A 24948-nucleotide genomic window follows, 5' to 3' on the forward strand; every position below is an offset into this window, starting at 1 on the left:
GCCCCCCTGTAGGAGCGGCCTTGCGCCGCGAAAGGGCTGCAAGGCAGCCCCGGCAATCCTGAGGCAGACCCAAGATCCTGGGGCCGCTACGCAGCCCATTCGCGGCACAAGGCCGCTCCTACAGGGATCGCGTGGCGTCTGTCAGCCCCGCGCCAACTCGGCCAGATGCGCCTTGGCCTCTTCGCTCTTGAGCACCAGCACATCGCTTTCCAGCGAGTCCAGCACCACCTCCGCAGTATTGCCGATCAGCGCCCCGGAAATTCCGGTCCGCGCCACGGTACCGACAATGGTCACCACGGCATCGAGCTTCTTCTCGGTATAGGGAATCAACACATCCGCAGGCCCTTCGGCGATATGCAGCCGGTCATCGGTGATATCGAACTCCGCCTGGAACGCCAGGCACGCCTCGCGATAGCGTTTCTCGATGGTCTCGGTGAGCTGGTAGACCGGGTCCGCGGCCGACAGCATGGGCGAGGGATGGGCACTGATCACATGCAGCTCGCCTTTGGCCAGGCTGGCGATGTCATAGCCATGGTCGATGATGCTGGCATGCAGCAGGCGATGGGCTTCGTCCTGGTTGCCGACATCCACGGCCGCGAGGATCTTGCCACCTGTCCATGGCCGCTCGCTCTTGACCATCAGCACCGCGCACGGGCACTCGCGCAGCAGTTTCCAGTCGCTGGGAGTGAGCAGTGCCTTGCGCAGCGGATTGTCCGGCCGGTGCTCCTTGATCACCAGTTCGCAACCTTCGGCTTGCTGTACATGGATGATCGACTTGTGAAGGTTGTCCTTCCAATGCTGTTCGTGGGTGACACTGTCGTAACCGTCGTCATGCAACTGGCTGCTGAGCAAGCTGAGCAGCGCGTCATGATCCTGCTTCTTGTCGCACATCAGCAGGTGCAGGCGCGCGCCGGTCACCCCGGCGATCAGCTTGGCCCGGGTCAGGGCACGGCTGTGGGCGTGCTCGGGGTCGAGGACGACAAGGATGCTGCGTACGGCTTGCATGGGCGTGAACTCCCTTCAGGATGGCGGCCAATGCCTGACTATAGACGGCGCTGCTCCCGCTGCCGCTTGATATGTATCAAGCATAGTCACTGGCACTCGGCACGGTCGCCGGTATAATCGCCGGTCCTGCCGATGTCCTGTGTGATTGTGAGTGCCATGTCCCTGATTCCCGAAATCGACGCCTTCCTCGGTTGCCGTACCCCTGATGCCTGGATCGAGGCGGCGCTGGCCGACCAGGAGACCCTGCTGATCGATCACAAGAACTGCGAGTTCAAGGCGGCCAGCACCGCGTTGAGCCTGATCGCCAAGTACAACACCCACCTCGACCTGATCAACATGATGTCGCGCCTGGCCCGCGAGGAACTGGTGCACCACGAGCAGGTGCTGCGCCTGATGAAGCGCCGTGGCGTGCCGCTGCGTCCGGTTTCGGCCGGGCGCTATGCCTCGGGCCTGCGCCGGCTGGTGCGCGCCCATGAGCCGGTCAAGCTGGTGGATACCCTGGTGGTGGGGGCTTTCATCGAGGCGCGCAGCTGCGAGCGTTTCGCCGCCCTGGTGCCGCATCTGGACGAAGAACTCGGCACCTTCTACCACGGCCTGCTCAAGAGCGAGGCTCGGCACTACCAGGGCTACCTGAAGCTGGCTCACCAGTACGGTGACGAAGCGGATATCGCCCGGGTGGTGGAGCAGGTGCGCGAGGCGGAGGCCGGGTTGATTACCTCACCCGACCAGGAGCTGCGCTTCCACAGCGGGATTCCGATGGCGCAAGCGGCCTGAGCTATTGCCGGCGGCCGAGCAGCAACCCGACCACCAGGCCAAAGCCCGCCGAGATCGCCACGGTCTGCCAGGGGTGGCCCCCGATGTACTCCTGGGTAGCCTCGACCGCTGGCTGCGCCTTGCGGCCCAGCCGGCCGGTGGCGTCGCGGGCCTGACGCAGTTTCAGGCCGAGCTGCGCGCGCAGGCCTTCCGCTTCCTCTCCCACCAGTGACGCGCTGTCGCTGAGCAGTTTCTCGGACTCTTCGATCAAGGCCTGCAGCTCACTGAACACCTGATCCTTGATCTGGTCGTTGTCGGCTTGCGCGGCGGTTTTCCTGGCCATGTACACATCCTCGTGAAGGGTTGGGCGTTGAACAGTGGATGCCACGGCGCCGGGAAAGTTGCAGCGGCGTACCGATGGCGCGTCGCTACAGTGTAAGATAGCGCCCATTTTCCAGCGGCAGGTAATACCCCCATGAGTTTCAATCTGGCCAACATGAGCTTCCAGGAACGGGCGCAGATCGAGGCAGAGAAGGCCCGTTTGTTCGAGTACTGGCAGAACAACCTGGGCAAGGCCAAGGGCGAGGCCGCGCGGTTGATCGCGGAGAAGCCGCGGCGCAAGGGCAAGTGGGCCGAATGGGTGCGGGCCGAGCTCGACGGCATGTCGCCAGTGGAATTCAACCAGCTGGTACGCAGTGAAGTGAACAAGATGATGGCCGCCGCCAGCGCCAACCGCTGAGGCAGGCGGACACTCGCGCTGCTGCGGCGCGCACCATTCGGCTTTCTTTCGACAGGAGTCCCCAAGATGCCAAGATCCATCGTTGCCGCCCTGCAGATCGGCTCGCTGCCAGCGGGCAAGGCCGCCACCCTGGAACAGATCCTCGGTTATGAGCAGGCCATCCGCGAGGCCGGCGCCAGCCTGGTGGTGATGCCCGAAGCGTTGCTCGGCGGCTACCCGAAAGGCGAGAGCTTCGGTACCCAGCTCGGCTATCGCCTGCCCGAAGGACGTGAGGCCTTCGCCCGCTATTTCGCCAACGCCATCGATGTGCCGGGCGCCGAGACCGAGGTGCTGGCCGCACTGTCGGCGCGCACCGGGGCGAGCCTGGTGCTCGGCGTGATCGAGCGCAGCGGCAATACCTTGTACTGCACCGTGCTGTTCTTCGAGCCCGAGGGTGGCCTGGTGGCCAAGCACCGCAAGCTGATGCCCACCGGCACCGAGCGGCTGATCTGGGGCAAGGGCGACGGCTCCACGCTGCCGGTGGTGGAGGGCCGTGCCGGGCGCATCGGCGCGGCGGTGTGCTGGGAGAACTACATGCCGCTGCTGCGCACCGCCATGTACGCCAAGGGCGTGCAGCTGTGGTGCGCGCCGACGGTGGATGAGCGCGAGCTGTGGCAGGTCAGCATGCGCCACATCGCCGCCGAAGGGCGTTGTTTTGTCATCAGCGCCTGTCAGGTGCAGGATTCTCCGGCGGCGCTGGGCCTGGAGGTGGCCAACTGGCCGGCCGAGCGGCCGTTGATCAACGGCGGCAGCGTGATCGTCGGCCCCCTCGGCGAGGTGCTGGCCGGGCCGCTGGTGGGCGAGCGCGGGCTGCTCTGCGCCGAGGTCGATACCGACGAGCTGGTGCGTGCGCGCTACGACTTCGATGTGGTCGGCCACTATGCGCGGCCGGATGTGTTCGAGCTCAGCGTGGATGAGCGTCCGCGTCCCGGCGTGCGCTTTGTCGGTCCAGCCACTGCTGGCGAGTGATCTCCCAGACCTCCTGCGGCAGGCAGCCGCTGACGAAGTCGCCTTGCCCGGTACGCAGCAGGCGCATGCCGCCGCGTTGCGAAATGCGCCGGGAGGCTTCGTTGGGCACCGCCTTGGGCACGCGCATCACCTCGCGGCCCAGGGTCAGGAACCAGAACGCGTCGATCACCTCGCAGGCCTCGGTGATATAGCCCTGGCCCTGCCAGGCGGGCGCCATCCAGAAGCCTCGATGGTTGTCCGGCAGGTCCATCAGGCTGATGCTGCCGATCAGCTGTTCCGGCTGCGCCAGCAGGCGGATCGACCAGTGCCACTCGCGGCCCGCGGCCATGGCCGGCAGGCAGGCGTCACGCAGATAGCTCAATGCACCATCCGGCGGATAAGGCCAAGGCACCTTGGCGTTGAGGTAGCGCACTACCTCCCATTGCGGGAAAAGCTGCTGGATAGCCTCGGCGTCACTCAGTTGCAGGGGGCGCAGCACGAGCCGGGCGGTGTTTAGTTCGGGTGTGGTGGACATCGGTAGTTCCTTTACCTGTACAACCTTTCTACCAAGTGCTGCCCGTGGCAGCGGGCAGGTCGAGTTTGCCTTTGTCGGTGAAGCGCACGGTGCCCAGCGGGCCGCTCGCCAGTTTGCCGCGCAAGACATAGGGCAGGCCCTGCAGGGACTCGATCCGGCTCAGGCCGTAGGCCTGGCGCAGGAAAGCGAAGGCGGTGATGCTCACCGGCACCACGATCACCGCTTCGTCATAGCGGCCGATATGCCCGCGCTGATCGCTCACGCCGGCGGCCAGGGGCTGGTCGTTGACGTCCAGATTGAGGGCGATGCCGTTGAAATCCACCGGGGTTTCGTTGGGGTTCTGCACGCGGATCTTTACCGCCATGCGCAGCTCCAGGTCCTGGCCAGGCAACGGATCGATGCCGATCACGCTGATATTCAGTGGGTCACGGCCCTGGAACAGGGCGCAGGCATTCAGGCCAAGGGTCAGCAGCAGGATCAGGCAGACGCGGGCATACATGTCGATCGAGGCCTCGGAATACGGGCAAGTCCGCAGTGTGGCAAATGCGCGGCGCGGATGAAAGCGGGGCGAGCTTTAGCAAGCTTGCCCCGCGCCGACTTCAGTCGTGGATGAATGCCGTAGGCTGCGAGCCATCCGCATTCAGTTGATACACCCGCTCGGGTCGCCCTTGGCCATCGAAGAACACCTGGCCCACCCCCGCGCTGTTCCACAGCCGCTCTCCGGCCTTGCTGCGGCTGGGCGTGCGCGGCACCACCTGCATTTCCCGGCGCTTGGTGAACCAGTTGAGCGGCGAGCGCGGCGAGTACAGCCAGCGGTTGAGCCGGTCGAGCACATCCAGCAGGCGCCGGGGAAACTCGTTCTTGATCCCGCTGCTGGTCACCTGCCACAGGTGCGGGCTGCGCTGGCGGTGGCGGATCAGCACTTCGTAGACGAACGAGTAGTGCACGTCGCCAGACAGCACCACGTAATGCCCTGGCGTGCGCGAATGGCGGAAGATGTTGAGGATCACCTGCGCCGCGCCGCGGTGGGCCATCCAGTTCTCCGCATCCACCAGCAACGGGTAGCCCAGGGCGCTGAACACCCGCTGCACGGTTTCGATCAGCTTGACCCCGAAGATCGGCGCCGGCGAGACGATGATCGCCGAAGGATGGTCGAGCAGCGCCTGCTGCAGTTCGCTCAGCGCCTCCCAGTCGAGCAGGCCGGAGGGCTTGCCCAGGTTGCTCTCGCTGCGCCAGCGGCGGGTGCGGGTGTCCAGCACCAGCAGCGGCGGTTCGCTGGGCAGCGCGTACTGCCAGCCCTGGAAGCGCAGTAGCTGGCCGATCAGTTCATCGCGCTCCTTCTCCAATTGCTGGCATTGCTGTATCAGCGCCGCGCAACCGTCCGGATCGTTGCCCCAGCCCTGGCACAGCAGGTAGCCGAGCAGGGCGTTGCCGATGATGCGCCGCGAGAACGGGTGGCCGTAGGCGGTCTGTTCCCATTGCGCCGACAGATTCCAGTCGTCGGTGATGTCGTGGTCGTCGAAGATCATCAGGCAGGGCAGGTGGGCCAGCACCCGCGCCACCTGGCCGAGGCCGTCGCGAAACGCCTCGATCAGCGGCAGTTCGTGACGGTAACGCTCCTGGCGCTGGTCGGTCAGGCCCTCTGGCATGTCCATCCGCACCAGTGCCCACGGCAGCGGCGACCAAACCAGCAGGTACATGGCCATGACCTCGGCGAAGGTCACCAGGTGGTTGTCGGCGTTGCTGGACGAGAAGATCGGCTTGCGCTTGCCGCCGAAGAAGCGTTCGCGCAGGGTCTCGTTGCCTTCCTGGGCCGGCAAAAGGTCGGCGCGGTGGTAGTAGCAGGCCGGGTGGCGATAGAGCGCGGCGCCGCTGTCGACCAGGGCACCGTCGAGGGCCTCGTCAAACAGGCCCAGGCGCTCGATCAGCGCGTGGATGGCACGCAGCATGGGGCCGGCGACATCGTCGGCATAAACCTGGTCGCCAGTCATCAGCAGCACGGCGGGGCGCGCTTCAGGGCGCAGGCCGGCGGCAAGCAGGCGATCGGCGCACAGCAGGCCGTCGGCGGCCGGGTGATGGGGCTTGCGGCAGGAGCCGTGGAGCAGCTGGTCGAGGCGATCGCGCAGCACGAAGCTGGGGCGGCTGGCCCCGGGGTAGAGCAGGTGCGGGGCCCAGTCGGCGATACCCTGGCCGTTGGCCAGGCGCAGGTCGTACTCGAGCGCCACGTTGCTGGGCAGCGGGTGGTCGAAGTGGATGTCCAGCAGGTGAATGAAGGCGTGCTCGCCGACTGCGATCACCTCGCAGCGCGCAGTGGCGCTGATACCGGCCTGGTCGAGCAGGAATTCGGGTTGCAGCGGTTGTGAGCCGACCAGCCAGATGGCCAGGCGTTGCGGTTCCAGGCGGCGCAGGATGGGGCCGGCGAGGACGAGAGGGAGCGAAGCAGTGGCGGGCATGGATGGCTCAGGTTCGTGTGATGCTGATGGCCCTATCGCGGGGCAAGCCCGCTCCCACAGGGAATGGCCACCCCAATGAAAAACGGGCGGGAAATGCTCTGCATTAACCGCCCGTCGATCAAGCCGAAGATGTATCAGGCTTTGTCAGCCAGCCATCAGCGCTTCCAGCTTTTCCTGGTCACGGGCGAACTGGCGGATGCCTTCGGCCAGCTTCTCGGTGGCCATGGCGTCTTCGTTCATCGCCCAGCGGAATTGGCTTTCGTTCAACTGTTGCTTGGCCTCGCCGGCATTGCCCGGCTTGAGCAGGCGTGGCAGCTCGCCCTGGTCGTCCGACAGTTGCTGTAGCAACTCGGGGCTGATGGTCAGGCGGTCGCAGCCGGCCAGTTGCTCGATCTGGCCGATGTTGCGGAAGCTCGCGCCCATGACCACGGTGTCGTAGCCGTTGGTCTTGTAGTAGTCGTAGATGCGGGTGACCGACTGCACGCCCGGATCCTCGGCGCCGACGTATTCCTTGCCGGTGCTCTTCTTGTACCAGTCGTAGATGCGCCCCACGAACGGCGAGATCAGGAACACCCCGGCATCGGCGCAGGCCTGGGCCTGGGCGAAGGAGAACAGCAGGGTGAGGTTGGTCTGAATGCCTTCCTTCTCCAGTTTCTCGGCGGCGCGGATGCCTTCCCAGGTGGAGGCCAGCTTGATCAGCACGCGGTCTTTCGGCACACCGGCCGCTTCGTACAGCTCGATCAGCTGACGGGCCTTTTTCAGCAGCGCTGGCTCGTCGAACGACAGTCGCGCGTCCACCTCGGTGGAGATGCGCCCCGGAATGACCTTGAGAATGCCCGAGCCCACCGACACGGCGAACTTGTCGCAGGCCAGGTCGACATTGCCTTTGGCATCGGCCTTGACCTGCTTGAGCAGGTCGGCGTAACCCGGGATGGCGGCGGCTTTGAGCAGCAGCGAAGGGTTGGTGGTGGCGTCGACCGGCTTGAGGCGGGTGATGGCGTCGAGGTCGCCGGTGTCGGCGACGACGGTGGTGAACTGCTTGAGTTGTTCCAGCTTGGAGGTCATGGGCGTGCTCTGTCCTGTGCAATGACTCGACATTACCCGAGCCCCGACAGCCACTCAAGGCCCGTCGCAGGCGTATCGGGAAACCCTTCGAAGCAGCGCGCGCTCCTGTGTAGGAGCGGGCTTGCCCCGCGAAGGGCTGCAAAGCGGCCCCGGCCAACGCCAGGGCCGCGGTAAAAGGCTAACCCTTCGAGTGCCAACCCCGCCCCGGGTTCCCTCAACGCCCCTGCAGCAGCTCGGCGGCCTGGTCCAGCACCTTCAGCGGCTCGCTGGTCTTGTGAATGTCCGCCGACAGCAACTGCCGGAAGCGCCGCGCCCCCGGGAAGCCCTGGCCGAGCCCGAGGATATGCCGGGTGATGTGATGCATCGCGCCGCCGCTTTGCATGTGCGCGACGATATACGGACGCAGTTTCTCCATCGCCTCGGCCCGGCTGACCACCGGCGCCGCGCTGCCGAACAGCTGCTGGTCGACCTCGGCCAGCAGGTACGGGTTGTGGTACGCCTCGCGCCCGAGCATCACGCCGTCGAAGGTCTGCAGGTGGGTGCGGCATTCGTCGAGGGTCTTGATACCGCCGTTGAGCACCAGCTCCAGGTCCGGGAAGTCGGCCTTCAGTTGCGCCGCCACGTCATAGCGCAGCGGCGGGATCTCGCGGTTCTCCTTGGGTGAAAGGCCCTCAAGGATGGCGATGCGCGCATGCACGGTGAAACTGCGGCACCCGGCGTCGCGCACCTGGCCGACGAAGTCGCACAGCTCGGCGTAGCTGTCGCGGCCGTTGATGCCGATGCGGTGCTTGACCGTGACCGGAATGCCGACCGCGTCCTGCATGGCCTTGACGCAATCGGCCACCAGCGCCGGATGGCCCATCAGGCAGGCGCCGATCATGTTGTTCTGCACCCGGTCGCTGGGGCAGCCGACGTTGAGGTTGACCTCGTCGTAGCCGGCGTCCTCGGCCAGGCGAGCGCAGGCGGCCAGGTCCGCCGGCACGCTGCCGCCCAGCTGCAGGGCCAGCGGGTGCTCGGATTGGTCATGGCGCAGGAAACGCTGGGCGTCGTTGTGCAGCAGGGCGCCGGTGGTGACCATCTCGGTGTAGAGCAGGGCGTGCTGGGAGAGCAGGCGCAGGAAGAAGCGGCAGTGGCGGTCGGTCCAGTCCATCATCGGCGCCACGGAGAAGCGGCGGGACGGTTCAGATCGCGTGGTTTCTGGCTTAGCCTCTGATTTTGCGGTGTTTTCGTTCAACGTGTTTCGTACCGATTTTCGGGGGTTTTGGGGCGTTTTTGCCAAGCGCTTGGTACAATGTACCAATCGAATCAGGACGTGTACCAATTCTCATGGCAACGATCAGACCCCGCAAGAAGGCCGACGGCACCATCAGCTACACAGCTCAGATCCGCATCAACCGCGATAAGGTGACAGTCTACCAAGAGAGCCAGACGTTCGCCCGTAAACAGGCCGCTGTGGCCTGGGCGAAGCGACGGGAGACGGAGCTGGCAGAACCTGGTGCGATTGAGCGCGCCAGTCGGGTAGGGCATACGGTCAAGCAGATGATCGAGCGCTACCTGGTGGAGGCCGAGAAAGCCCGGCCGCTGGGCGAGACGAAACGGCGCACGTTGAATGCCATCAAGAACAGTTACCTGGGTGAGATCGTGGACTCCGATATCACCCAGCAGGTACTGGTGGACTATGCGCTGTGGCGCATGGGTTTAGAAGGGGGAGAAGTCAAGCCGCAGACGGTGGGCAATGACCTGGCACATCTGGGATCGGTGTTGTCCCTGGCCAGGGCGGCGTGGGGGTCTGAGATCGATCCCCAGGCAATGTCTGATGCGCGCCTGGTGTTGAAGAAGTTCGGCTACAACATGAGAAGCCGCGAGCGGGATCGGCGGCCGACGTTGGATGAGATCGATAAAATGCTGGAGCACTTCTTCAAGATGCTGGAGCGGCGGCCCAGCGTGATCCACATGCCAAAGGTGGTGGCGTTCGCCATTTATTCAACCCGGCGGATGGATGAGATCACCCGCATCCTGTGGGAGGATCTGGATGAGCATCGGCAGGCAGTGAAAGTCCGGGATATGAAGAACCCTGGTCAGAAGATCGGCAACGACGTGTGGTGTTATTTGCCAGATGAGGCTTGGTATATCGTGCAGAGTATGCCGCGAGAGTGCGCAGAAATATTTCCGTACAACACGGATTCAATCGGCACTGCCTGGTCCAAAGCATGCAAGATGACCGGGATTGAGGATCTGCACTTCCATGACTTGCGCCACGAGGGAGTGAGTCGGCTGTTTGAGATGGACTGGGACATTCCGAGGGTATCTAGTGTTTCCGGTCATCGCGACTGGAATTCATTGCGACGATATACTCACTTACGTGGTCGCGGAGATCGATATGAGGGGTGGGGATGGCTACACAAAATAGTCAAAAGTCAGGTCGTCTTGGGCGCGCGGGTGCGATGAGTATGAATGCAAAAATGCTCAGACGAAGTGATCTAACGGGTTTTGCTGCCCTTTTAGGGGAAAGCTTTTCTTCTCGCCTTGACCTGCTTGCTCAAATAATTAAGGGTGCACACTATCCAAGCTTGGGAAGCTATAAAGAACGAATTCTCTCAGAGACTATACGGAACTATTTGCCTAGATCGCTTGAGGTGGGGACAGGTTTCGTACTGTTTCCGCACGAAGATGATCAGCCTCATGAATATTTTGATCCTTTGAATCAAAGTGCTTTCGCGATATCTAGGCAGTGTGACATTCTAATTTTCGATGCGAATATGTATCCCCCCGTATTTAGGGATAAAGATTTTGTTGTTTTAAGGCCGGAGTCTGTCAGGGCTGTAATTGAGGTCAAAGGAAGTCTGACTATTGCGGAGGCTAATGGTGTTGTAGATGGATTTATAGATTTCGGCAGAAAGTGGAAGGAAACGCAGAGGTTTTATAAGTCTCATCATGTGCCCGGAAATTTAGAATCTCCTACTCTTCTTGCGATGGGGTGGAGTATCTATGAGCGTGATGGGCGGGCGGTAACTAATCCTGCGAAAATTCGCGCAGCAATTGCCAAGCGTTACAGTGAGGCAGTTACGGTGGAAGATTTGGATCACTTCCCCTTGCTCAATAGCATGATGATTTATAATGAATCACTGATAAAGCTTTGCTATTTTTCCACTGCAGTTGGCGACGATCAAGACTTCACTCGAATGGGCCTGGGTTGGTATAGCCAGGATGGTCGTTTTGCCAGGGTTGCGAGTACGGGGGAGCTATATAGAGATAAGGATCGAACTGTGGCTTGGCTGCTTGCTGAGCTTCACTTGACTTTAGGGCTAGATAATTTTAATCGATTTTTTTCGTATCTTGACGAAGCAAAGTCTGGCGAGCGCTTGCCGTATAAATATGATGGATATAATTTGGGTTGGGATGATGTTGGCGTGATCAAGTGAGGTGTGCCCGGCAAATCACGCGCCGGGCACTAGTTAGCGGGTTAGCTGTTGCAATTCGCGGTTGGCAATGCGCCGCTGTTCGTCCAAGTAGTCAGCTAAATCGCCCAAGTGTATTCCTTTTGCACTTTTCTGACTGTTTTCGATGCGAGTGATGGGGATTTTGATTTTCCCAGCAAGTACCTTTCGTTGGAACATCTCAGGTGTTAGGTGCCTGAAATAGTCTTTACATACTATCTCCAGTGGGATGATTGCTTGGCTGTTATATTGCGCCATCAGCACGAAAGCTGTGTTCATGCTCGCCCCCTTAATGCTCGTTTTGCAGCTACGTTGGTCAGGTACGCTGACCACTTTTCGCTCTCGCGCTGTTGGCGAATCTGACTGCAGTTGCTGTGGCAACGGGTTGACCTGCCTTTGCCGCAGACATCGCAGATGGCAGGTAGGTCGAGGCTGTGGGTTGCTAGACGAGGCCGAGTGAGTACTTCAGTCATGATCCACCTCGAAGGCTTGGTAGTAGTTCAGTGCGGCGCTGAGGTGGTTGTCGAATTCCTCGATGGCCAGCGGCTCCCATTGATTGCAGTGTCGGAGGTCGTGGTACCACTTGATCCCGTGGTAAGTCACCCGTAACCGCGTGGTGCCAATGCTTATCTCCGCATCAATCCCGCCGGCAGCGCTGTGCTCCATGGCTTTGCGAATGCTCGATGCCACGAAGCTTGGGAGCGTGGGGGGAAGGAGAATGAGGTCGGGCTTGCAGCCCTCCGCTGTGTCGAGGCTGTGGCAAGACGTTGCCCTGGCGTAGGTCATACCGAAGGGCTGGATGGTGCTGTCGGGCTTACAGCCCTCGGCGTTTATCAGGCGTTGGCGCTCAATCTCGGCGATCAGCTCCAGGGTTACCGCTGGCGGCATCGCCATGCCGTAGTCGTTCGCGGCGACGAGATCATACGGGTCGCGTTTTGCTACGGTGGCGAGGGCCTTCAGTTCTGAGAGGTCTACATTCATGCTTGGCGCTCCAGTGGGGTGGCGAAGCCTGCCGCCTGGCGGATCTTGCTGCAGCGTTCATGGTTGCCACGTGTGCGTGGGATGGCGCAGACGTCGCAGAACACGCCCATGGCGGGACGCATGAAGGTCTGCACGCCCTTCGCGTCGCGAGTGTTCGGGGTGTAGGCCTGTGTTGTGATCACAGCGAATACCTCTCATGGGCGCGGCGGGCGTTCGGGCTCAGGGCCAAGTGCTCGTAGCTGGTGATTTTGTTTACAGTCGGTGACGTGCCTTTCTGTGCGTTAACAGGGGCTGGCTGGTGCAATTGGATCAGGGCAGCGATCAGGGCGCAGGCCAAGATTAGGCTGACCAGCTGCCAGGTGCGGGTTGGGTTAGGCATGGATGCGGCCCTCGCGAACGTGGCAGCGTGCAAGTTCGAACAGATCGTCGGAAGAAACTGGTTCCAGGTGCTGCTCGCCGTTCTGCACGGCCTCCAGTCGAGTGCGGTACAGCCCGGCCTGGCCGAGCCAAGCGGCGGCGCTGTGCTCGGCGTCCGACGCTGGGGTGTCGTGACGGTGACTATTCATGCGGCCTCCCGCTGAGCAACGCTCAGGCCTACAGCGATTGGGCGTACCCAAATCGGCATGCTGCTAAGCACAAAGGTTTCCCCTTGGGCGACCAACAACAGGGTGGTGCCCATCACATCGGCTACGGCTTCTGCAGCAGCTGGTGGGACGGCGTTGCCGATACGTTCCCGCCAGGCTTGGTCGCTCAGGCCGTCCAGTTCCAGCTGCTCCTCGGGTTCGACCAGGCTCTGGATGGCGGCCAGCTCGAAGGTGGTGAATGGGCGATGCCATGTCCCGTCCAGCGATTCGATTACGCAGGTCAGGCGTTCGTTGGCAGCGGGTAGGCGGGGATCGGCGACACTCCAACGGCCGTTGTCATGCATCGCGCTGGCAGACACGGCGCCGGCCGGGCCAGCCCACGGCACCACGCCGTAGTGCCCGCCAGTCAGGTAAGCATCGCCTTTGGTGCGGCGCATGCCGGGGCGAGGGTCGGCGATCGACATAGCGCCACTGGCGACCTGTTGCGAGCCTGTGACAGTGCCAGCGGTTTGGTTCATTCCGACCACGTTCAGCTTGCGGCTTGATGCGCCGGGGTGCCAGTTGTGGTACCTCGGGTCCTGTACCGCAAAGGCGCCTTGGCCGGTGGTGCTGCCAGCAATCACGGTGTTGGCTGGGCTGGTGAAAGGGGTGACCTGATACTTGCCGAAGCCGCCACCTGCTCGTCGTGGATCGGCCACGCTGAACGTGCCTTGCCCTGGGCTCTTGACGCCAATCACTGCGCCGCTGGTGTCTTCCCAGCGGCGCACCCCGTATTGCTGGTACTGCAGGGCGCCGGCTTGGGCGCGAGGATCTGCGATCGAGAACGCGCCGTTCGTTGGGTTGGATTTGCCGGCGACAGTGCCCACGGCTTTCTCCCAGTCGTTCACGCCCAGATAGCCTGCGTAGGCTTCGGGGACGATCACGAAGTCGCGAAGGTAGCCATCCTCGATCGCGAGGTCGTTGAGGCTGCGCCAGTCTTTGCCGGCCTCGACCAGGGCGAGGCGTACCCAGGTCTTCCACTGCAGAGCGGGAACCCGGTGCATGGGGCCGGCGGCCTCGACGTCACCGGCCAGAGGCATGCGCCCGAGGATATCGCCCACTGCTCGCAGGCTTTTCTTTTCTGGTTCATACAGGAACGGAGGTACCTTCTCGACATGGCGGGCTACCAGCAGGAAGCGCTTGCGGCTCTGGGCCAGGCCACCGATGACGCCGCAGTCATGGGTGGTCTCGGCAACTGCATAGCCGAATTGGCCCAGCAGACTGTTGATCTGGTCGAGCAGGTGACGGCCGCGAGTGGCGAGGCGGGGTACGTTTTCGAACACCAACAGAGGAACAGGGTCGTCGGCCCAGGCCTCGCAGAACAGCCAGATGCAGCGCAGCGTCAGTTCGTTCAAGGCCTGATACCGTGGTGTCAGGCTCATGGTTTCCGACAGCAGCCCGCTAGCGCCCTTGCACGGGGAGCTTATGAACACCGCGTCGGGGCGCTGGCCACCAGCTGCGCGGCGGATGTCTTCCGGCGTAGCTTCGCGCCACCCTGGTGGCGGCTCTTTGCCGTGGAAACGGATGTATTGGTCGCGGGTGAACAGATCGATCAGGGTGCCCTTGACGCCCGACAGGCGCTCGAAGTCGGCCAGGCCGGCCGGGTCAACGTCGACGCCGCCGATGCACTGCCAGTCGGCCTGCAGGTTGCCAACGATAGGCTTGGAGCGATTGAATCCCTTGGCGCCGCCGCCCAGGCCGCAGCACATGTGGAAGTGCTTTAGTGTGTGCTTGCGCAGGGTCATGCTGCAGCCCCCGCTGTTGCGGCGCTGGCCGGTGTGCTACGTAGTTGAAGGTGCACGCGTGCTGCGAGAGCCTGGATGTCCTGCCGCTGTTGCAGGGCCCGTTTGCACCATGGCTCAGTCCCCTGGACGACCTTCCACGTTCTTTCAGCCAGGGCGAGCGTCTCGACAGCGCTGATCATCAGGTCGTAGTCGGCCCTGGTCACGGGCATGCCGGTGTAGGACATGATCCGTTCTTCAAGCTCCGTGATGGTTCGCTTGAGGGACGCTACAGCCAGATGGTGCTTACGCTGGTCTGCCTCGGTCTGGACGCGGGCGTCGTCCAGTTCCTCTCGGAGCGTCTTGAGCTGCAGCTTTAGGTCAGCTCTATGATGTTCCTTACCGATCTCCACGCCACGACTGAAGGCGCGGCTGCGGGCCTTCGAGAACAAGTACGGCGCGACGATCAAGGTGACAAGCCAAAGGATCCCGAGGGCGAGGACTAGTTGGTGCGGTTGCATGTGCTGTGCTCCGAAAAGGCCCTCCACCGGTAAGTGTCAGAGTCGGTGGTGGGCCAAGTGCCCCTGATGGCCGGGGCCGCCTAGATCAAGCGGTATGCGAGGCGTGTTCTGCTTGCTGGTCGAGGTATTGAGCCAAGTTCTGGAGGTAGATGACGTGCTGTGCCTTCGCTGAGTTGTGCAGCTTGCTCAGCTTCAGCTTGATAGAGCCCTTGTTGATCAACTCCCTGAACCGGCGGTCGGACCTGATGTGGGGGAAGTAGCGCTCCCTTACAGCGGTCAGCGTTGGGCACGGGGTGGTCCATTCGTTGCGCAGTTGTTCCAGCGTGCTCATGCGCACTCCCCAAGCCCCTCTTGGCCGGGCTGGAGCTTCGCGCGCAGGGCGCCGACAAGGTGTTCTTTGCTGGATCCGGTTACTGCCGCGCAGATCTCGCCCTGGTCGTTGGTCACTACCGCGCCCAGGGGGAAGGCTCGGTTGACGGTAGTGATGACGTAGGCGATTTGGCCCTCCTGAAGAACTTGGTCGATGCTGTCTTGTGCCTCCAAGAGAGCAAGGGCTTCTTCCGACATGGCGCCGCTGTCAGCCCGGCCGTTGGCCAGGTCCTGCAGGAAGTCCCGCAACGATTGCCATTTGGTCACCAGCTTTCGGGGGAGAGTCATCGAGCTGGCCAGTTCTCCCATTTCCACCTTGATGTGGTGTGTGGTGTCATCGTTCTCGACGGTGATCCGTGCGTCGAGGGTGGTCTCCGGGCGGCGCAGGGTGCATTTGGAGCTGCCGCCGGCTTCCAGGGTGCGCTCTAGGCCCATGACCCGGCTCAGGGGAATGCTGAACTCGCTCATGCTGCACCTCCCGCACAGGGGATGGCGTGGGCCTTTCCGTCAGTGGAGACGACTACTTGCAGGCCGGTGCGGCGCTGAAACGCCTGTATCTTGGCGAGGCTGCTGCAGGCAGTGGGGTGGATGAGGACCGCTACCGATCCGTTGTGCTGTGCTGGCTTCATTCGTCCGTGTCCTTGATTTGAGAGAGGTGACACGAAGCGAAAATTAGCAAAGGCTAAATGTTTGAGCAATAGCAAATGCTAAATTGTTTTGACGTGACTGCACTCCGGCCGATCGCCGGTAGATTGCAGTGCCAGCTGGATTAGATCTTCTTTGCGTTCCAGGCCAGCAGGACGCGGGCTTGGATATGCATGCGTTCGATCATTGACTCGTCGATGACGATCGGTGGATAGATCGGGTTATCGGAAATCATCCGCAACAGGCCGCCAGTCATGCGCTGAAGCCGTTTTATGTAGAGGTCACCGTCGAGCGTGAACACATAGATGGCATCTGTTTTGACCTCGGAGATGCCGCGGTCGACCAACAGCGCATCGCCGTCGGCGAAGGTGCCCGACATGCTGTCTCCATCGCCGGTAATGATGGCGAGGTTATCGATGTTGGAGAAGCTGAGGCCTTGCATCCTGAGCCAGTCGAGGTGAACCGTCATGTCGCGGATGACTTCAATGTGCATTTCCGGGGCTGCCTTGCCGTGCCCCATTGATGCCGCGATATCTAGGTGCGGAATCACAACGAAGTTCTTGTCCTTGGCCTGTCGTGTGGGCAGGCGAACCACGTTTGTTGGTGGGGCATTGATGGGTTCCTCCAGAGGAGGTGCTGTCAGCGTCCCTGCTGCAAGCCCGATCTTGAGCTCGAGATTGTGCGCTGCCTTTTCCCCCAGCTTGCGGTGGCCATTGAGCAACTGCGACAGGTATGAGGCATCCAGGTCGTGAGCTTCGGCGAAATCCTTCTGGCTCAGGGTGCCCATGATCTTGCGGAGGTAGGCGATGCGCCTTTCATTTATGTCCATGCGGCGATGATTGCTTTCCGTTAGCAAACAGTAAATTACGCGTTGCTATTGCTCTTGCAATTAGCAATTGCTAATCTCGCTGCCAGTGGAGGTGTCTATGACGCTTAGCGAGTATTTGAAGACGATGAACAAGGAGGGGCTCGACGCTCTAGCGCAGCGCTGCGGGACGTCAGTCGGCCAGCTGAAACAAGTGGCCTACGGAAATCGTCGTGCAAGCGCGGGGCTGGCAGTCAGCCTGGATCGGGAAACGGGAGGGGAAATTCGTTGTGAATCGCTCAGGCCGGACATCGACTGGGCATATTTGCGGCAAGCAAAACAGTAAGAACGCTGAGCCAGGACTCTGACCTCCCGGCCCAGCTATGACAGTACAAAAGCACCATCACACCGTCGTCCGGCACCCTCTCTCACAAGTACAACCGGACGACTATTACCGCATGCCATGCCCGCACAGCACGCAAGGCACAGCACACAGGTCGTGGTCGTAGGATAGGTCCAACCATCTTCTATGGCTACACCGTTAAATGAGGATTAACGGTTATGAGTCGAATCGACACCCTGCCGGACTCCGGTCCGGCACTCTCCCTTCGGCACGCGCTCTATCGCGGAGGTCGAGAATTCAAGGGCGGCATCACAGCATTGGCCTTCAACATGGGCCTCGACCTGGATACCCTGCAAAAGAAGCTGAAGCACGACGAAGAGCGCCGCTGGCTCAACCCTGACGAGCTTGAAGAGTTCTTGTTGTGGACCTCGGACAAGCGCGTGCTCGATGCCCTGGGGCGCGCAGCTGGTGTTGTCTGGTACCGTCCGCAGCCGGTGCCGGCCACAAACGAGCAGTTGAAGGCTGTTGGCCAGTTGCTCGAGGAAGCCGCCCAGTTCGTCAGCAGCATGCATGAAGGTGCCGCTGACAACGTGTGGGAGCTGCACGAGGTCCAGAAGCTCGAGGCCTGCGGGATGGATGTCATCCGCCAGGTGCTCGCGATCACCGCCGGTGCTCGCCAGGCGATGGAGGACCAGTCCCATGGCTGATGCAGTGGATTTCGCCAACGATCACGCCGAGTACTTCCTGCAGCTGTCCCTGAGCCGTCTTGCGCGGCTACCTGATGGGCCGAGCGCGGTGGCCTGCGTTGACTGCGACGAGCCGATCCCGTTGGCCCGCCAGCAGTCAGTCGCTGGGTGCGAAACCTGCATCGACTGTCAGGGGCTGCGGGAGCGCCGGCGATGAGCGGGCGCCCAACCTCTAACACAGCTGATTGGGCGCGGCGTTACATTGAAACCTTCGGCTTGGCTCTGGTTCCCATCGAGCCAGGCGAGAAGGGGCCGAAGGGTAACGGCTGGAACAAGCCCGGCGGTTACTTCACGGCCGCCGATGATGCTGTGGCGTTCTGGACGAAGCGCCCGAGTCACAACCTTGGGGTTGTGCTCGGGCCGAGTCGTGTCTGTTCGTTGGACGTTGATGATGTCGAGCTGACCCGGCAGGTCCTGCAGCAGACGCTTGGCCTCGATGTCGACGCGCTTGCTGACGCATACCCGACTTCGGTGGGTAACCCGGAACGCTTCCGTGTGATGTTCCGCGTCCCCGAGGGTGTGGAGCTGAGCCGTCACGCCCTGGTTTGGCCCAACAAGAACGACCCCGATGGCACTATTTACAAGGGGCTCATGGCGCAGGTCAAAGCAGCCGTGGACGAGGAAGATACCGTCCGCGAAGCGGCTTTCCGCATGGCGGCTGAGCCGTTCAAGAAAGTGACTGTCTTCGAGCTGCGGGGCGGTCTGGTGCAGGATGTTCTTCCGCCGTCCATTCACCCAGGCACTGGAAAGCCCTACAGATGGCGCACTGCGCCAGACGCCGGAGGGTTGCCGGACCTGCCGCCCGAACTGCTGGCGATCTGGCAGGGCTGGGACGAGTTCAAGCCCAAAGGGGAGGGCGTTTGCCCCTGGAGGCCGAAGGCAGCCGTTCCCGCGGCTCGACCCATGCCGAAGCCATCACCAGCTGCTGCGCGACCTGGTGACCGGCTCCCCGAGGTTATCCCGGAATTCAATCGCATCCATGACATCGCAACGATGATCGAGGCGCATGGCTACAAGCGCATCGACGGGAAGTGGCTGAGCCCGCACAGCAGCTCCGGCATGCCGGGGGTGACGATCACCGAGGGCAAGCTCTTTTCCCATCACACGTCGGACCCGCTGGCGAACGGGCACAAGAATGATGCCTTCGACGTGTTCTGCATTCTGATGTACGACGGCGATCAGCGGGCGGCGACCAGAGCGGCTGCGCAGATCCTCGGTATCGACGCCAAGTCTCGCCCGCCGGCGCCGCCGCCGCTGGGTGAGCTTCCCCGCGCCCCATCGGTTACCGAGCAGGCCGACCAAAGCGAGGCGGGTGTTGACCCTGGTGCACCTGCGAGCACTGAGCCCAGCTCGGCCGGCTCCTCGGCCAACGGGGGGGAGGGGGAAGAAGGTCTGGTGCTGAAAAGTGCCAAGCGCCGCTTCGCCCTGGTCGAAGGCACCACGAACGTGTGGGACATGGACAAGGGGCAGTCGATGAAGCGAGCAGGCTTCGAGGCCCTGGTCGGCAAGCCGCTCGCAAAGCAGTGGATGGAGAGCACCGATAAGAAGCTGGTCTCGTCCGAGCAGGTCAAAGAGCTTGAGCAAGCCCGCAAGATGTCGAGCAAGAAGGGTGGGGTGCTGAACCTCGATCCGCTCGACCGCTATGTGTACATCGACGGCACGAAGGAAGCCTGGGACCGGGAGAAGAAGCGACGCCTGCCCGAGGGCAGCGTCAAGATGGCGCTGGGCGATGCCTACCAGCTTTGGCTGAACAGTCCAAACCGGCGGGTAGTCGACGTCGACCACATCGTGTTCGACCCGACCATGACGAAGGACCCAGCGGTCTACATCAACACCTTCGAAGGCCTGCCGCTTGAGCCGGTGCGCGATGACGCGGCGTGCGAGAACCTACGCTGGCTCATCTCGTTCCTGTGCAACCACGATACGGTGGCTCTGGATTGGCTGATCAAGTGGCTTGCATACCCACTGCAGCACATGGGCGCGAAGATGGATACAGCGGTCCTGTTCCATTCAACGATGGAGGGCTCGGGTAAAAGCCTGCTGTTCGCCGACGTCATGGGCGAGCTGTACGGCCGGTATAGCGCTACGGTCGGTCAGACCCAACTTGAAGGCAGCTTCAACGCCTGGCAGAGCGGCAAGCTGTGGGCGGTGTTCGAAGAGGTTGTCAGTCGTGACCAGCGTTACAACCAGGTGGGCAAGATCAAACACATGATCACCGGCAAGACAGTGCGCATGGAGTCGAAGTTCATCAACGGCTGGGAAGAAGCCAACCACATGAACTCGGTGTTTCTGAGCAACGAGATCATGCCGTGGCCGATCAGCGAGAGCGACCGGCGCATGCTGGTGATGTGGCCGCTGGAGACGTTGCCACCCGAGCGGCAGAAAGCGATCGCCCGCGAGCTGGCCAACGGTGGCGTCGCAGCCTTGTATGCGTGGCTGTTGGACGTCGAGCTGGGCGAGTTCGACCAGCGTACCCGCCCGCCCGAGACTGAGGCGCGGCAGCGGTTGGTTGAGCTGAGCCGCACAGCCTGGCAGACCTTCTTCTATCTCTGGCGCGCCGGTGAGCTGGGGCACGGCCTGTGGGGCTGCTGCCTGAGTTCTGACATCTACGCGATGTTCTTGGAGTGGTGCCACCACAACAAGGAAAACACCATGAGCCAGACCAAGTTCTCGCTGATGTTCAGCGCGAAGGTGGAGAAGACGAGGGCCATCCCCTGGACCGATGGCAACAACCGGCGTTTCGCGGCGTTCTTCTTTCCGAGTGATGGCGATCCTTCCCTGCCCCCATCCGCTGTGGCGGCCGAGCTGGGCAAGAACGTCGTCGAGTGGCGTGCCCGAGCGAAGCTTGCTGGCTGGAGCGTGGACGCATGGGACCACATCAAGAGGCTGGCAGCATGATTCCATCTGTAAGTGTGTTGGGTGTGTTGGGTATGTGTTGGGTTGAATTCTGTAACCCAACACAGGTTCGGGTCCCGGATTCCGTGGCGTTGCGGGCAGGTGTGTTGGGTGTGTTGGGTTTGTGCACGCGCGCGCGCATGCGCGCTTTTTTTAACGGTGATTCCGAAGGGGTGAAAAATCTCTATGCGAGACTCAATAAACCCAACACACCCAACACACTCAACACAGGTTTATCCAATCCATTGAATTTACTGGGTTTTATCTGTGTTGGGTTTGTGTTGGGTTGGCTGAATGTGTGTTGGGTATCGAATTTGGAGGGGTTGCGATGACGATGGATACGGGATTGCGCCTTCAGCTCCTGGTGCAGCTGGCCCAGCACCAGAGCGACATGGCGGCACTGATCGACCCGGTCGAGCGCCTGCGCCTGGTTGGCGATCTGATGCAGCATTGGGGGGATCAGCGTGGACAGCTGGGGTTGGATGCGAGCCTGGGCAGCCAGATGGGCACGATCATGGAATGGAAGGGATCAGCGCCGCGCACGGGTTCATCGGGTGCACGCATTCTGATTTCGGGCGCCGGGCTGGATCACGCTGCTGCCGAGGTCGATGCGGCCGTCGCTGAGTTGGCCCGACGGAATGATCGAGGGGTGACGCTAGCCAAGCTGGCCGAGCTGCGCTATCTCCACGGGGCAACCATCAGGGAGCAGATGCGCGAAGTGGGGCTCCAGGAACACGCCGACCGAACTTACAGAAACTGGGTGAAGGCGCTGCACCTTCAGGTGCTGGCGATCCTGGCTGCGCGTTCGGGCCGAGTTCGGCAACAGACCGTTCGTCGGGTTGGAATGCAACTTGTGTGCAACATTGATGCTACATAGCGACCACATTGTGACGTACCGAAAATCACCCCTTTTCGGTTTTTCCGGTGGCATGTAAAAAGGCGCCACGATATCAAAAGTGCGCTTAGGCGCTTCCCCAACAAGCACTGTGCTGTGCAACCCGCTCCGACCTGTCGGCGCATCGAGAACCCTGCCACCTGGCGGGGTTTTCTTTTTCCGGCGCCGTGCTTTGCCAATTGAGGCCTGCATGAACAGCGAGCAACAAGCGTTAGTCGAGATGCCGATCTGGATGGTGATAGTACTGTCCCTGGTCGGCGGGGTGTCGGGTGAAATGTGGCGGGCCGACAAGGCGGGTGCTCGAGGTTGGGGGCTGGTGCGCCGGCTCGCTCTGCGCTCGGGTGCCTGCGTTACCTGCGGGCTGTCGGCCAACATGCTGTTGTATGCCCTTGGCGCATCGGTGTGGATGGCGGCGGCGGTCGGTTGCTTGACCGCGATGGCCGGCGCCGATGTGGCGATCAACCTCTACGAGCGCTGGGCCGCCAAGCGGCTGGGTCTGGCGCAGGTGCCGCCAGCTGGCACCGAGGCGGGGCAGTGACCCGGCCGGAATCCTGGGTGGGGCCGGGGACCCTGGCGATATTGCCGGGGTACGGGACCGGGAACCCGCGGTTCTTCGTTAGCGGCAGGGTTGCCAGCTTACTGAAATTCAACCTGTTGAAATTGAAAGGTTGTTCGTTTAAAAGCCATTGAAATGGAGGGCTCATGACGGAGTCGAACTTCATGTCAAAGAGCGCCTTCGCGGCTCGCATAGGGAGATCACCCAGCTACATCACCTGGCTGAAAAACAACGACCGGCTGGTGCTTTCTCCCGATGGAAAACTGGTGGATGTGCAGGCGACACTGGCCAAAATTCAGGAGACAGCTGATCCGAGCAAAGCTGCCGTCGCTGCCCGCCATCAGCAGGAGAGAGTTCAGCGGGACGTGTACAGCCAGCTAAATCCATTGGCAGACCTCTCGCCGATCATGAGGCCACCGACCCGGCCTGATGAAAACGAAGCCGAGCGCGATTTACCCACCCAACTGCAACCAGGCGGCGACGCACCTGTGGTGCAGCCAGCGATTCACCAGCCCGCCCAGGGGCCTGACTTCCAGAAGGCGAGGGCGCATCGTGAGTTCTACCTTGCGCGGATCGCTGAGGCTGAGTTCAACCAGCTTAAGGGTAACCTGGTCGAGCGCGAGGCGGTGGAGGATGCCGCCTTTACTGCTGGTCGCACGCTACGGGATCTCATGTTCGGTCTTGCTCCGCAGCTCGCTGCCGAGCTGACCGGTATGAGCGATTCCTGGGAAGTCGAAAAACGCCTCACGGGCGCGTTCCGCCAAGTCTTCGACGACGCGGCGAAGATGAGCGACGCCGATCTCAACCAAGCCATGACACGGAGCTGAGCCTATGCCCACCGGTTACGCGGACGGTGCGAAGGCGTACCGCGAAGCGTATGGCCGGGGGCTGAAGCCCGACCCTGAATTGTGGGTGGACGAATGGGCTGACGAGTACATGCGGATCCCGCGTGATACCGGCGCAGCCGAACCCGGCAAATACCGCACGGCGCGGACGCCGTATGCCCGTGAACCCATGCGCTGCCTGTCGCCAGCGCACCCCTGCAAGCGCGTCATTACGATGGTCGCCTCGCAGCTAATGAAAACGCAGATCGCCCTCAACTGGATTGGGGCGCTGATCCACATGGCGCCGTCCAACATCCTGACGTTGTTGCCGAGCCTGGCTCTGGCCAAGCGGGTGTCTGCGCGGATCGGTAAGACCATCAATGTCACGCCTGAGCTGAAGTCCCGCGTAGCGGCCGCTCGGTCACGGAGTGCACAGAACACCATTGATACCAAAGAATTTGAGGGCGGCACGCTGTACGCGACCACCGCCGGCTCGGCCTCCAACCTGGCCGAGCTGGCTGCGCGCTACATCTACGGCGATGAGATTGACCGCTGGGACGTGGACGTCGATGAAGAGGGGGATCCCGTCGATCTTGCCGAGACGCGGGGCAGTACCTTCGGTCGCAATGCCAAGTTCTACTTCTCCAGCTCGCCGACCATCAAGGGTGCCTCACGCATCGCCGATCTGTTCGAGACCAGCGACCAGCGGTATTACTACGTGCCTTGTCCAACCTGCGGTCATAAGCAGGTGTTGGAATGGGAGCGCTTGCTGTACTCCGCTGATTTTCAGACCGTCCACTACAAGTGCTCCGCGCCTGATTGCGATGTGCTGATCGAGGAACATCACAAGGGTGAGATGCTCGCCCAGGGGGAGTGGCGTTCACACGCCAAAGGTGATGGTGAAACGGTGGGCTTCCACCTCAACGCGCTTTATGCCCCGCTCGGTTGGACCTCGTGGGCAGATCTGGCCAAGCAATTCGAGAAGGCCAAGCGTGCCCAGGACCGGGGCGACCTCGAGCCCATGCAGGTGTTCTACAACACCCGTTTGGCGAAGGTCTGGGACAGTGCGATCGAACAGACCAAAGCCGAAGTGCTGCAGGCCCGCGCGCTGCAAGAAGACTACGTGCTCGGCACCTTGCCCGTGGGGGCGCTTGCGCTGACGGCCTCCGTCGACGTCCAGGCCAACCGCCTTGAGCTGATGGTCATGGCGTGGGGCGCCGGCATGGAGCGCTGGGTGGTCGATCACCAGGTGATCCCTGGCGACCCGGCCGACGAGCGCACCTGGGCGTTACTCGATGACCGGCTAAAGATCCGCTATCGCCACCCTTGCGGTGTAAGCCTGGCGATCCTGGCCACCGGCATCGACTCCGGCGGCCACCACACCCACGAGGTCTACCAGTTCACCCGCGTGCGCCGTTGGCGCAACGTGTTCGCGCTCAAAGGGGCGAGCAAGCCGGGGCGGCCTGTGATCGCCCAGCGCCCGTCGCAGGTGGATGTCACCTGGAAGGGCCAAACCGAGCGCAACGGCGCCGAGCTCTGGATCGTCGGTACCGACACGGCCAAGGACTGGATCTACAACCGCTACAGCTTCGAGAAGGGGTCGGGCGCGCTGCACTTCGCCAAGGATCTGCCGGATGAGTTCTTCCAGCAGTGCGTGGCTGAACGCAAGATCGCCCGCTACGTGAAGGGCTACAAGCGGATCGAGTGGGTCAAGAGCAAGGCCGAGCGCAACGAGGCGCTGGACCTCATGGTGTACAACCTGGCCATGGCCAACTTCCTCGGTCTGCATCGGTACGGCGAACACGACTGGGACAAGCTGCGGCAGGCCCTCGCGCAGGCCAGCCTGTTCGACCAAGGCGAGCAGCAGCCAGCCCGGCCCCAGGCCAGCGAGCCGGTGGCTGATGACCAGGATGAAGACGACTCGCCACCACCAGTTGCACCGGCGCCGGTCAGACGCAGCGACCCGCCACCGCCACAGCCGGCCCCACGGGCCGCGCCTCAATCCATGCAACGCCGCAGCTCCAGCAGCGGATACCTGAAGAGACGCTGA

Annotated in this window: 29 protein-coding genes; 13 read left to right on the plus strand and 16 right to left on the minus strand. The window is 62.1% G+C overall.

The genetic code is table 11. The annotated features are described in order from the left end of the window. Positions 1-141 precede the first annotated feature (141 nt). Positions 142-1005: a universal stress protein gene (locus V0R62_RS17505; protein WP_050704888.1), complete on the minus strand. Its 864-nt coding sequence runs from the start codon at positions 1003-1005 to the stop codon at positions 142-144. Positions 1006-1161: 156 nt separating this feature from the next. Between V0R62_RS17505 and miaE the strand changes: the two genes are divergently transcribed. Then, positions 1162-1779: a tRNA-(ms[2]io[6]A)-hydroxylase gene (gene miaE, locus V0R62_RS17510; RefSeq protein ID WP_050704889.1), complete on the plus strand. Its 618-nt coding sequence runs from the start codon at positions 1162-1164 to the stop codon at positions 1777-1779. A 1-nt stretch (position 1780) separates the two neighbouring features. On the opposite strand, the gene V0R62_RS17515 is transcribed toward miaE, so the two are convergent. Beyond that, on the minus strand, positions 1781-2101 hold the full coding sequence (locus tag V0R62_RS17515) for a DUF883 family protein (protein ID WP_186735051.1): 321 nt from the start codon (positions 2099-2101) through the stop codon (positions 1781-1783). Between the two features lie 132 nt (positions 2102-2233). Here V0R62_RS17515 and V0R62_RS17520 point away from each other — a divergent pair, with 132 nt between their 5' ends. Together V0R62_RS17520 and V0R62_RS17525 are read left to right on the plus strand one after the other, a co-directional pair. Next, the gene (locus tag V0R62_RS17520) at positions 2234-2497 is read left to right on the plus strand and encodes a hypothetical protein (protein WP_050704891.1); all 264 of its coding nucleotides are present in this window, start codon (positions 2234-2236) and stop codon (positions 2495-2497) included. A gap of 66 nt (positions 2498-2563) precedes the next feature. Continuing rightward, entirely contained in the window at positions 2564-3505 is a 942-nt protein-coding gene (locus tag V0R62_RS17525; protein WP_330104627.1) for a carbon-nitrogen hydrolase family protein, read from the plus strand. Here V0R62_RS17525 and V0R62_RS17530 read toward each other — a convergent pair. The 5 genes from V0R62_RS17530 to dusA form a co-directional block, all read right to left on the minus strand. Continuing rightward, on the minus strand, positions 3441-4019 hold the full coding sequence (locus V0R62_RS17530; protein WP_330104628.1) for a GNAT family N-acetyltransferase: 579 nt from the start codon (positions 4017-4019) through the stop codon (positions 3441-3443). The genes V0R62_RS17525 and V0R62_RS17530 overlap by 65 nt on opposite strands. A 28-nt stretch (positions 4020-4047) precedes the next feature. Then, entirely contained in the window at positions 4048-4518 is a 471-nt protein-coding gene (locus V0R62_RS17535; protein ID WP_330104629.1) for an LEA type 2 family protein, read from the minus strand. Positions 4519-4618: 100 nt separating this feature from the next. Then, positions 4619-6472: an alkaline phosphatase D family protein gene (locus V0R62_RS17540; RefSeq protein ID WP_330104630.1), complete on the minus strand. Its 1854-nt coding sequence runs from the start codon at positions 6470-6472 to the stop codon at positions 4619-4621. A gap of 144 nt (positions 6473-6616) precedes the next feature. Continuing rightward, positions 6617-7537: a transaldolase gene (gene tal, locus V0R62_RS17545; protein WP_050704861.1), complete on the minus strand. Its 921-nt coding sequence runs from the start codon at positions 7535-7537 to the stop codon at positions 6617-6619. A gap of 214 nt (positions 7538-7751) precedes the next feature. Further along, positions 7752-8771, minus strand: coding sequence for a tRNA dihydrouridine(20/20a) synthase DusA (gene dusA / locus V0R62_RS17550; protein WP_330104631.1), 1020 nt, complete (start codon positions 8769-8771; stop codon positions 7752-7754). Positions 8772-8863: 92 nt separating this feature from the next. Here dusA and V0R62_RS17555 point away from each other — a divergent pair, with 92 nt between their 5' ends. Then, positions 8864-9985, plus strand: a complete 1122-nt coding sequence (locus tag V0R62_RS17555) for a site-specific integrase (protein WP_330104632.1) — start codon at positions 8864-8866, stop codon at positions 9983-9985. 2 nt (positions 9986-9987) lie between these two features. After that, a complete protein-coding gene (locus V0R62_RS17560; protein ID WP_330104633.1) occupies positions 9988-10959 on the plus strand; it encodes a DUF6602 domain-containing protein in 972 nt (323 codons plus the stop codon). 33 nt (positions 10960-10992) lie between these two features. On the opposite strand, the gene V0R62_RS17565 is transcribed toward V0R62_RS17560, so the two are convergent. From V0R62_RS17565 to V0R62_RS17605, 9 genes are all read right to left on the minus strand, one after another. Further along, positions 10993-11253 carry a pyocin activator PrtN family protein gene (locus V0R62_RS17565; RefSeq protein WP_330104634.1) on the minus strand — a complete coding sequence of 87 codons (261 nt, stop codon included), beginning with the start codon at positions 11251-11253 and terminating at the stop codon, positions 10993-10995. A gap of 186 nt (positions 11254-11439) precedes the next feature. Beyond that, positions 11440-11955, minus strand: coding sequence for a hypothetical protein (locus V0R62_RS17570; protein WP_330104635.1), 516 nt, complete (start codon positions 11953-11955; stop codon positions 11440-11442). Next, a complete protein-coding gene (locus V0R62_RS17575) occupies positions 11952-12137 on the minus strand; it encodes a hypothetical protein (RefSeq protein WP_330104636.1) in 186 nt (61 codons plus the stop codon). Before V0R62_RS17575 ends, V0R62_RS17570 begins: the two co-directional genes overlap by 4 nt. A gap of 189 nt (positions 12138-12326) precedes the next feature. After that, entirely contained in the window at positions 12327-12521 is a 195-nt protein-coding gene (locus V0R62_RS17580) for a hypothetical protein (RefSeq protein ID WP_330104637.1), read from the minus strand. Then, positions 12518-14323, minus strand: coding sequence for a DNA cytosine methyltransferase (locus tag V0R62_RS17585; protein WP_330104638.1), 1806 nt, complete (start codon positions 14321-14323; stop codon positions 12518-12520). The genes V0R62_RS17580 and V0R62_RS17585 overlap by 4 nt, the downstream gene beginning before the upstream one ends. Further along, positions 14320-14820: a hypothetical protein gene (locus tag V0R62_RS17590; protein ID WP_330104639.1), complete on the minus strand. Its 501-nt coding sequence runs from the start codon at positions 14818-14820 to the stop codon at positions 14320-14322. The genes V0R62_RS17585 and V0R62_RS17590 overlap by 4 nt, the downstream gene beginning before the upstream one ends. Before the next feature lie 85 nt (positions 14821-14905). Further along, on the minus strand, positions 14906-15151 hold the full coding sequence (locus V0R62_RS17595) for a pyocin activator PrtN family protein (RefSeq protein WP_330104640.1): 246 nt from the start codon (positions 15149-15151) through the stop codon (positions 14906-14908). Continuing rightward, positions 15148-15657, minus strand: a complete 510-nt coding sequence (locus V0R62_RS17600) for a hypothetical protein (RefSeq protein ID WP_330104641.1) — start codon at positions 15655-15657, stop codon at positions 15148-15150. The genes V0R62_RS17595 and V0R62_RS17600 overlap by 4 nt, the downstream gene beginning before the upstream one ends. Positions 15658-15958: 301 nt before the next feature. Continuing rightward, a complete protein-coding gene (locus tag V0R62_RS17605; RefSeq protein ID WP_330104642.1) occupies positions 15959-16663 on the minus strand; it encodes a S24 family peptidase in 705 nt (234 codons plus the stop codon). A 97-nt stretch (positions 16664-16760) separates the two neighbouring features. Between V0R62_RS17605 and V0R62_RS17610 the strand changes: the two genes are divergently transcribed. The 8 genes from V0R62_RS17610 (at position 16761) to V0R62_RS17645 (ending at position 24948) form a co-directional block, all read left to right on the plus strand. After that, entirely contained in the window at positions 16761-16985 is a 225-nt protein-coding gene (locus V0R62_RS17610; RefSeq protein ID WP_197865783.1) for a transcriptional regulator, read from the plus strand. A gap of 215 nt (positions 16986-17200) precedes the next feature. Next, the gene (locus V0R62_RS17615) at positions 17201-17689 is read left to right on the plus strand and encodes a phage regulatory CII family protein (RefSeq protein WP_330104643.1); all 489 of its coding nucleotides are present in this window, start codon (positions 17201-17203) and stop codon (positions 17687-17689) included. After that, complete coding sequence (locus V0R62_RS17620; protein WP_330104644.1) at positions 17682-17885, plus strand: TraR/DksA C4-type zinc finger protein; 204 nt, start codon at positions 17682-17684, stop codon at positions 17883-17885. Before V0R62_RS17615 ends, V0R62_RS17620 begins: the two co-directional genes overlap by 8 nt. Further along, positions 17882-20626, plus strand: coding sequence for a bifunctional DNA primase/polymerase (locus V0R62_RS17625; protein WP_330104645.1), 2745 nt, complete (start codon positions 17882-17884; stop codon positions 20624-20626). The genes V0R62_RS17620 and V0R62_RS17625 overlap by 4 nt, the downstream gene beginning before the upstream one ends. A gap of 325 nt (positions 20627-20951) precedes the next feature. Further along, complete coding sequence (locus tag V0R62_RS17630) at positions 20952-21500, plus strand: hypothetical protein (RefSeq protein ID WP_408005696.1); 549 nt, start codon at positions 20952-20954, stop codon at positions 21498-21500. A 208-nt stretch (positions 21501-21708) separates the two neighbouring features. Next, positions 21709-22056, plus strand: a complete 348-nt coding sequence (locus V0R62_RS17635; protein ID WP_046856366.1) for a phage holin family protein — start codon at positions 21709-21711, stop codon at positions 22054-22056. Positions 22057-22220: 164 nt separating this feature from the next. Further along, positions 22221-22901, plus strand: a complete 681-nt coding sequence (locus tag V0R62_RS17640; RefSeq protein WP_330104646.1) for a polyadenylate binding domain-containing protein — start codon at positions 22221-22223, stop codon at positions 22899-22901. Between the two features lie 4 nt (positions 22902-22905). After that, positions 22906-24948: a phage terminase large subunit family protein gene (locus V0R62_RS17645; RefSeq protein WP_330104647.1), complete on the plus strand. Its 2043-nt coding sequence runs from the start codon at positions 22906-22908 to the stop codon at positions 24946-24948.

Source organism: Pseudomonas carassii, assembly GCF_036324045.1.
In the GTDB taxonomy this organism is placed as follows: domain Bacteria; phylum Pseudomonadota; class Gammaproteobacteria; order Pseudomonadales; family Pseudomonadaceae; genus Aquipseudomonas; species Aquipseudomonas peradeniyensis.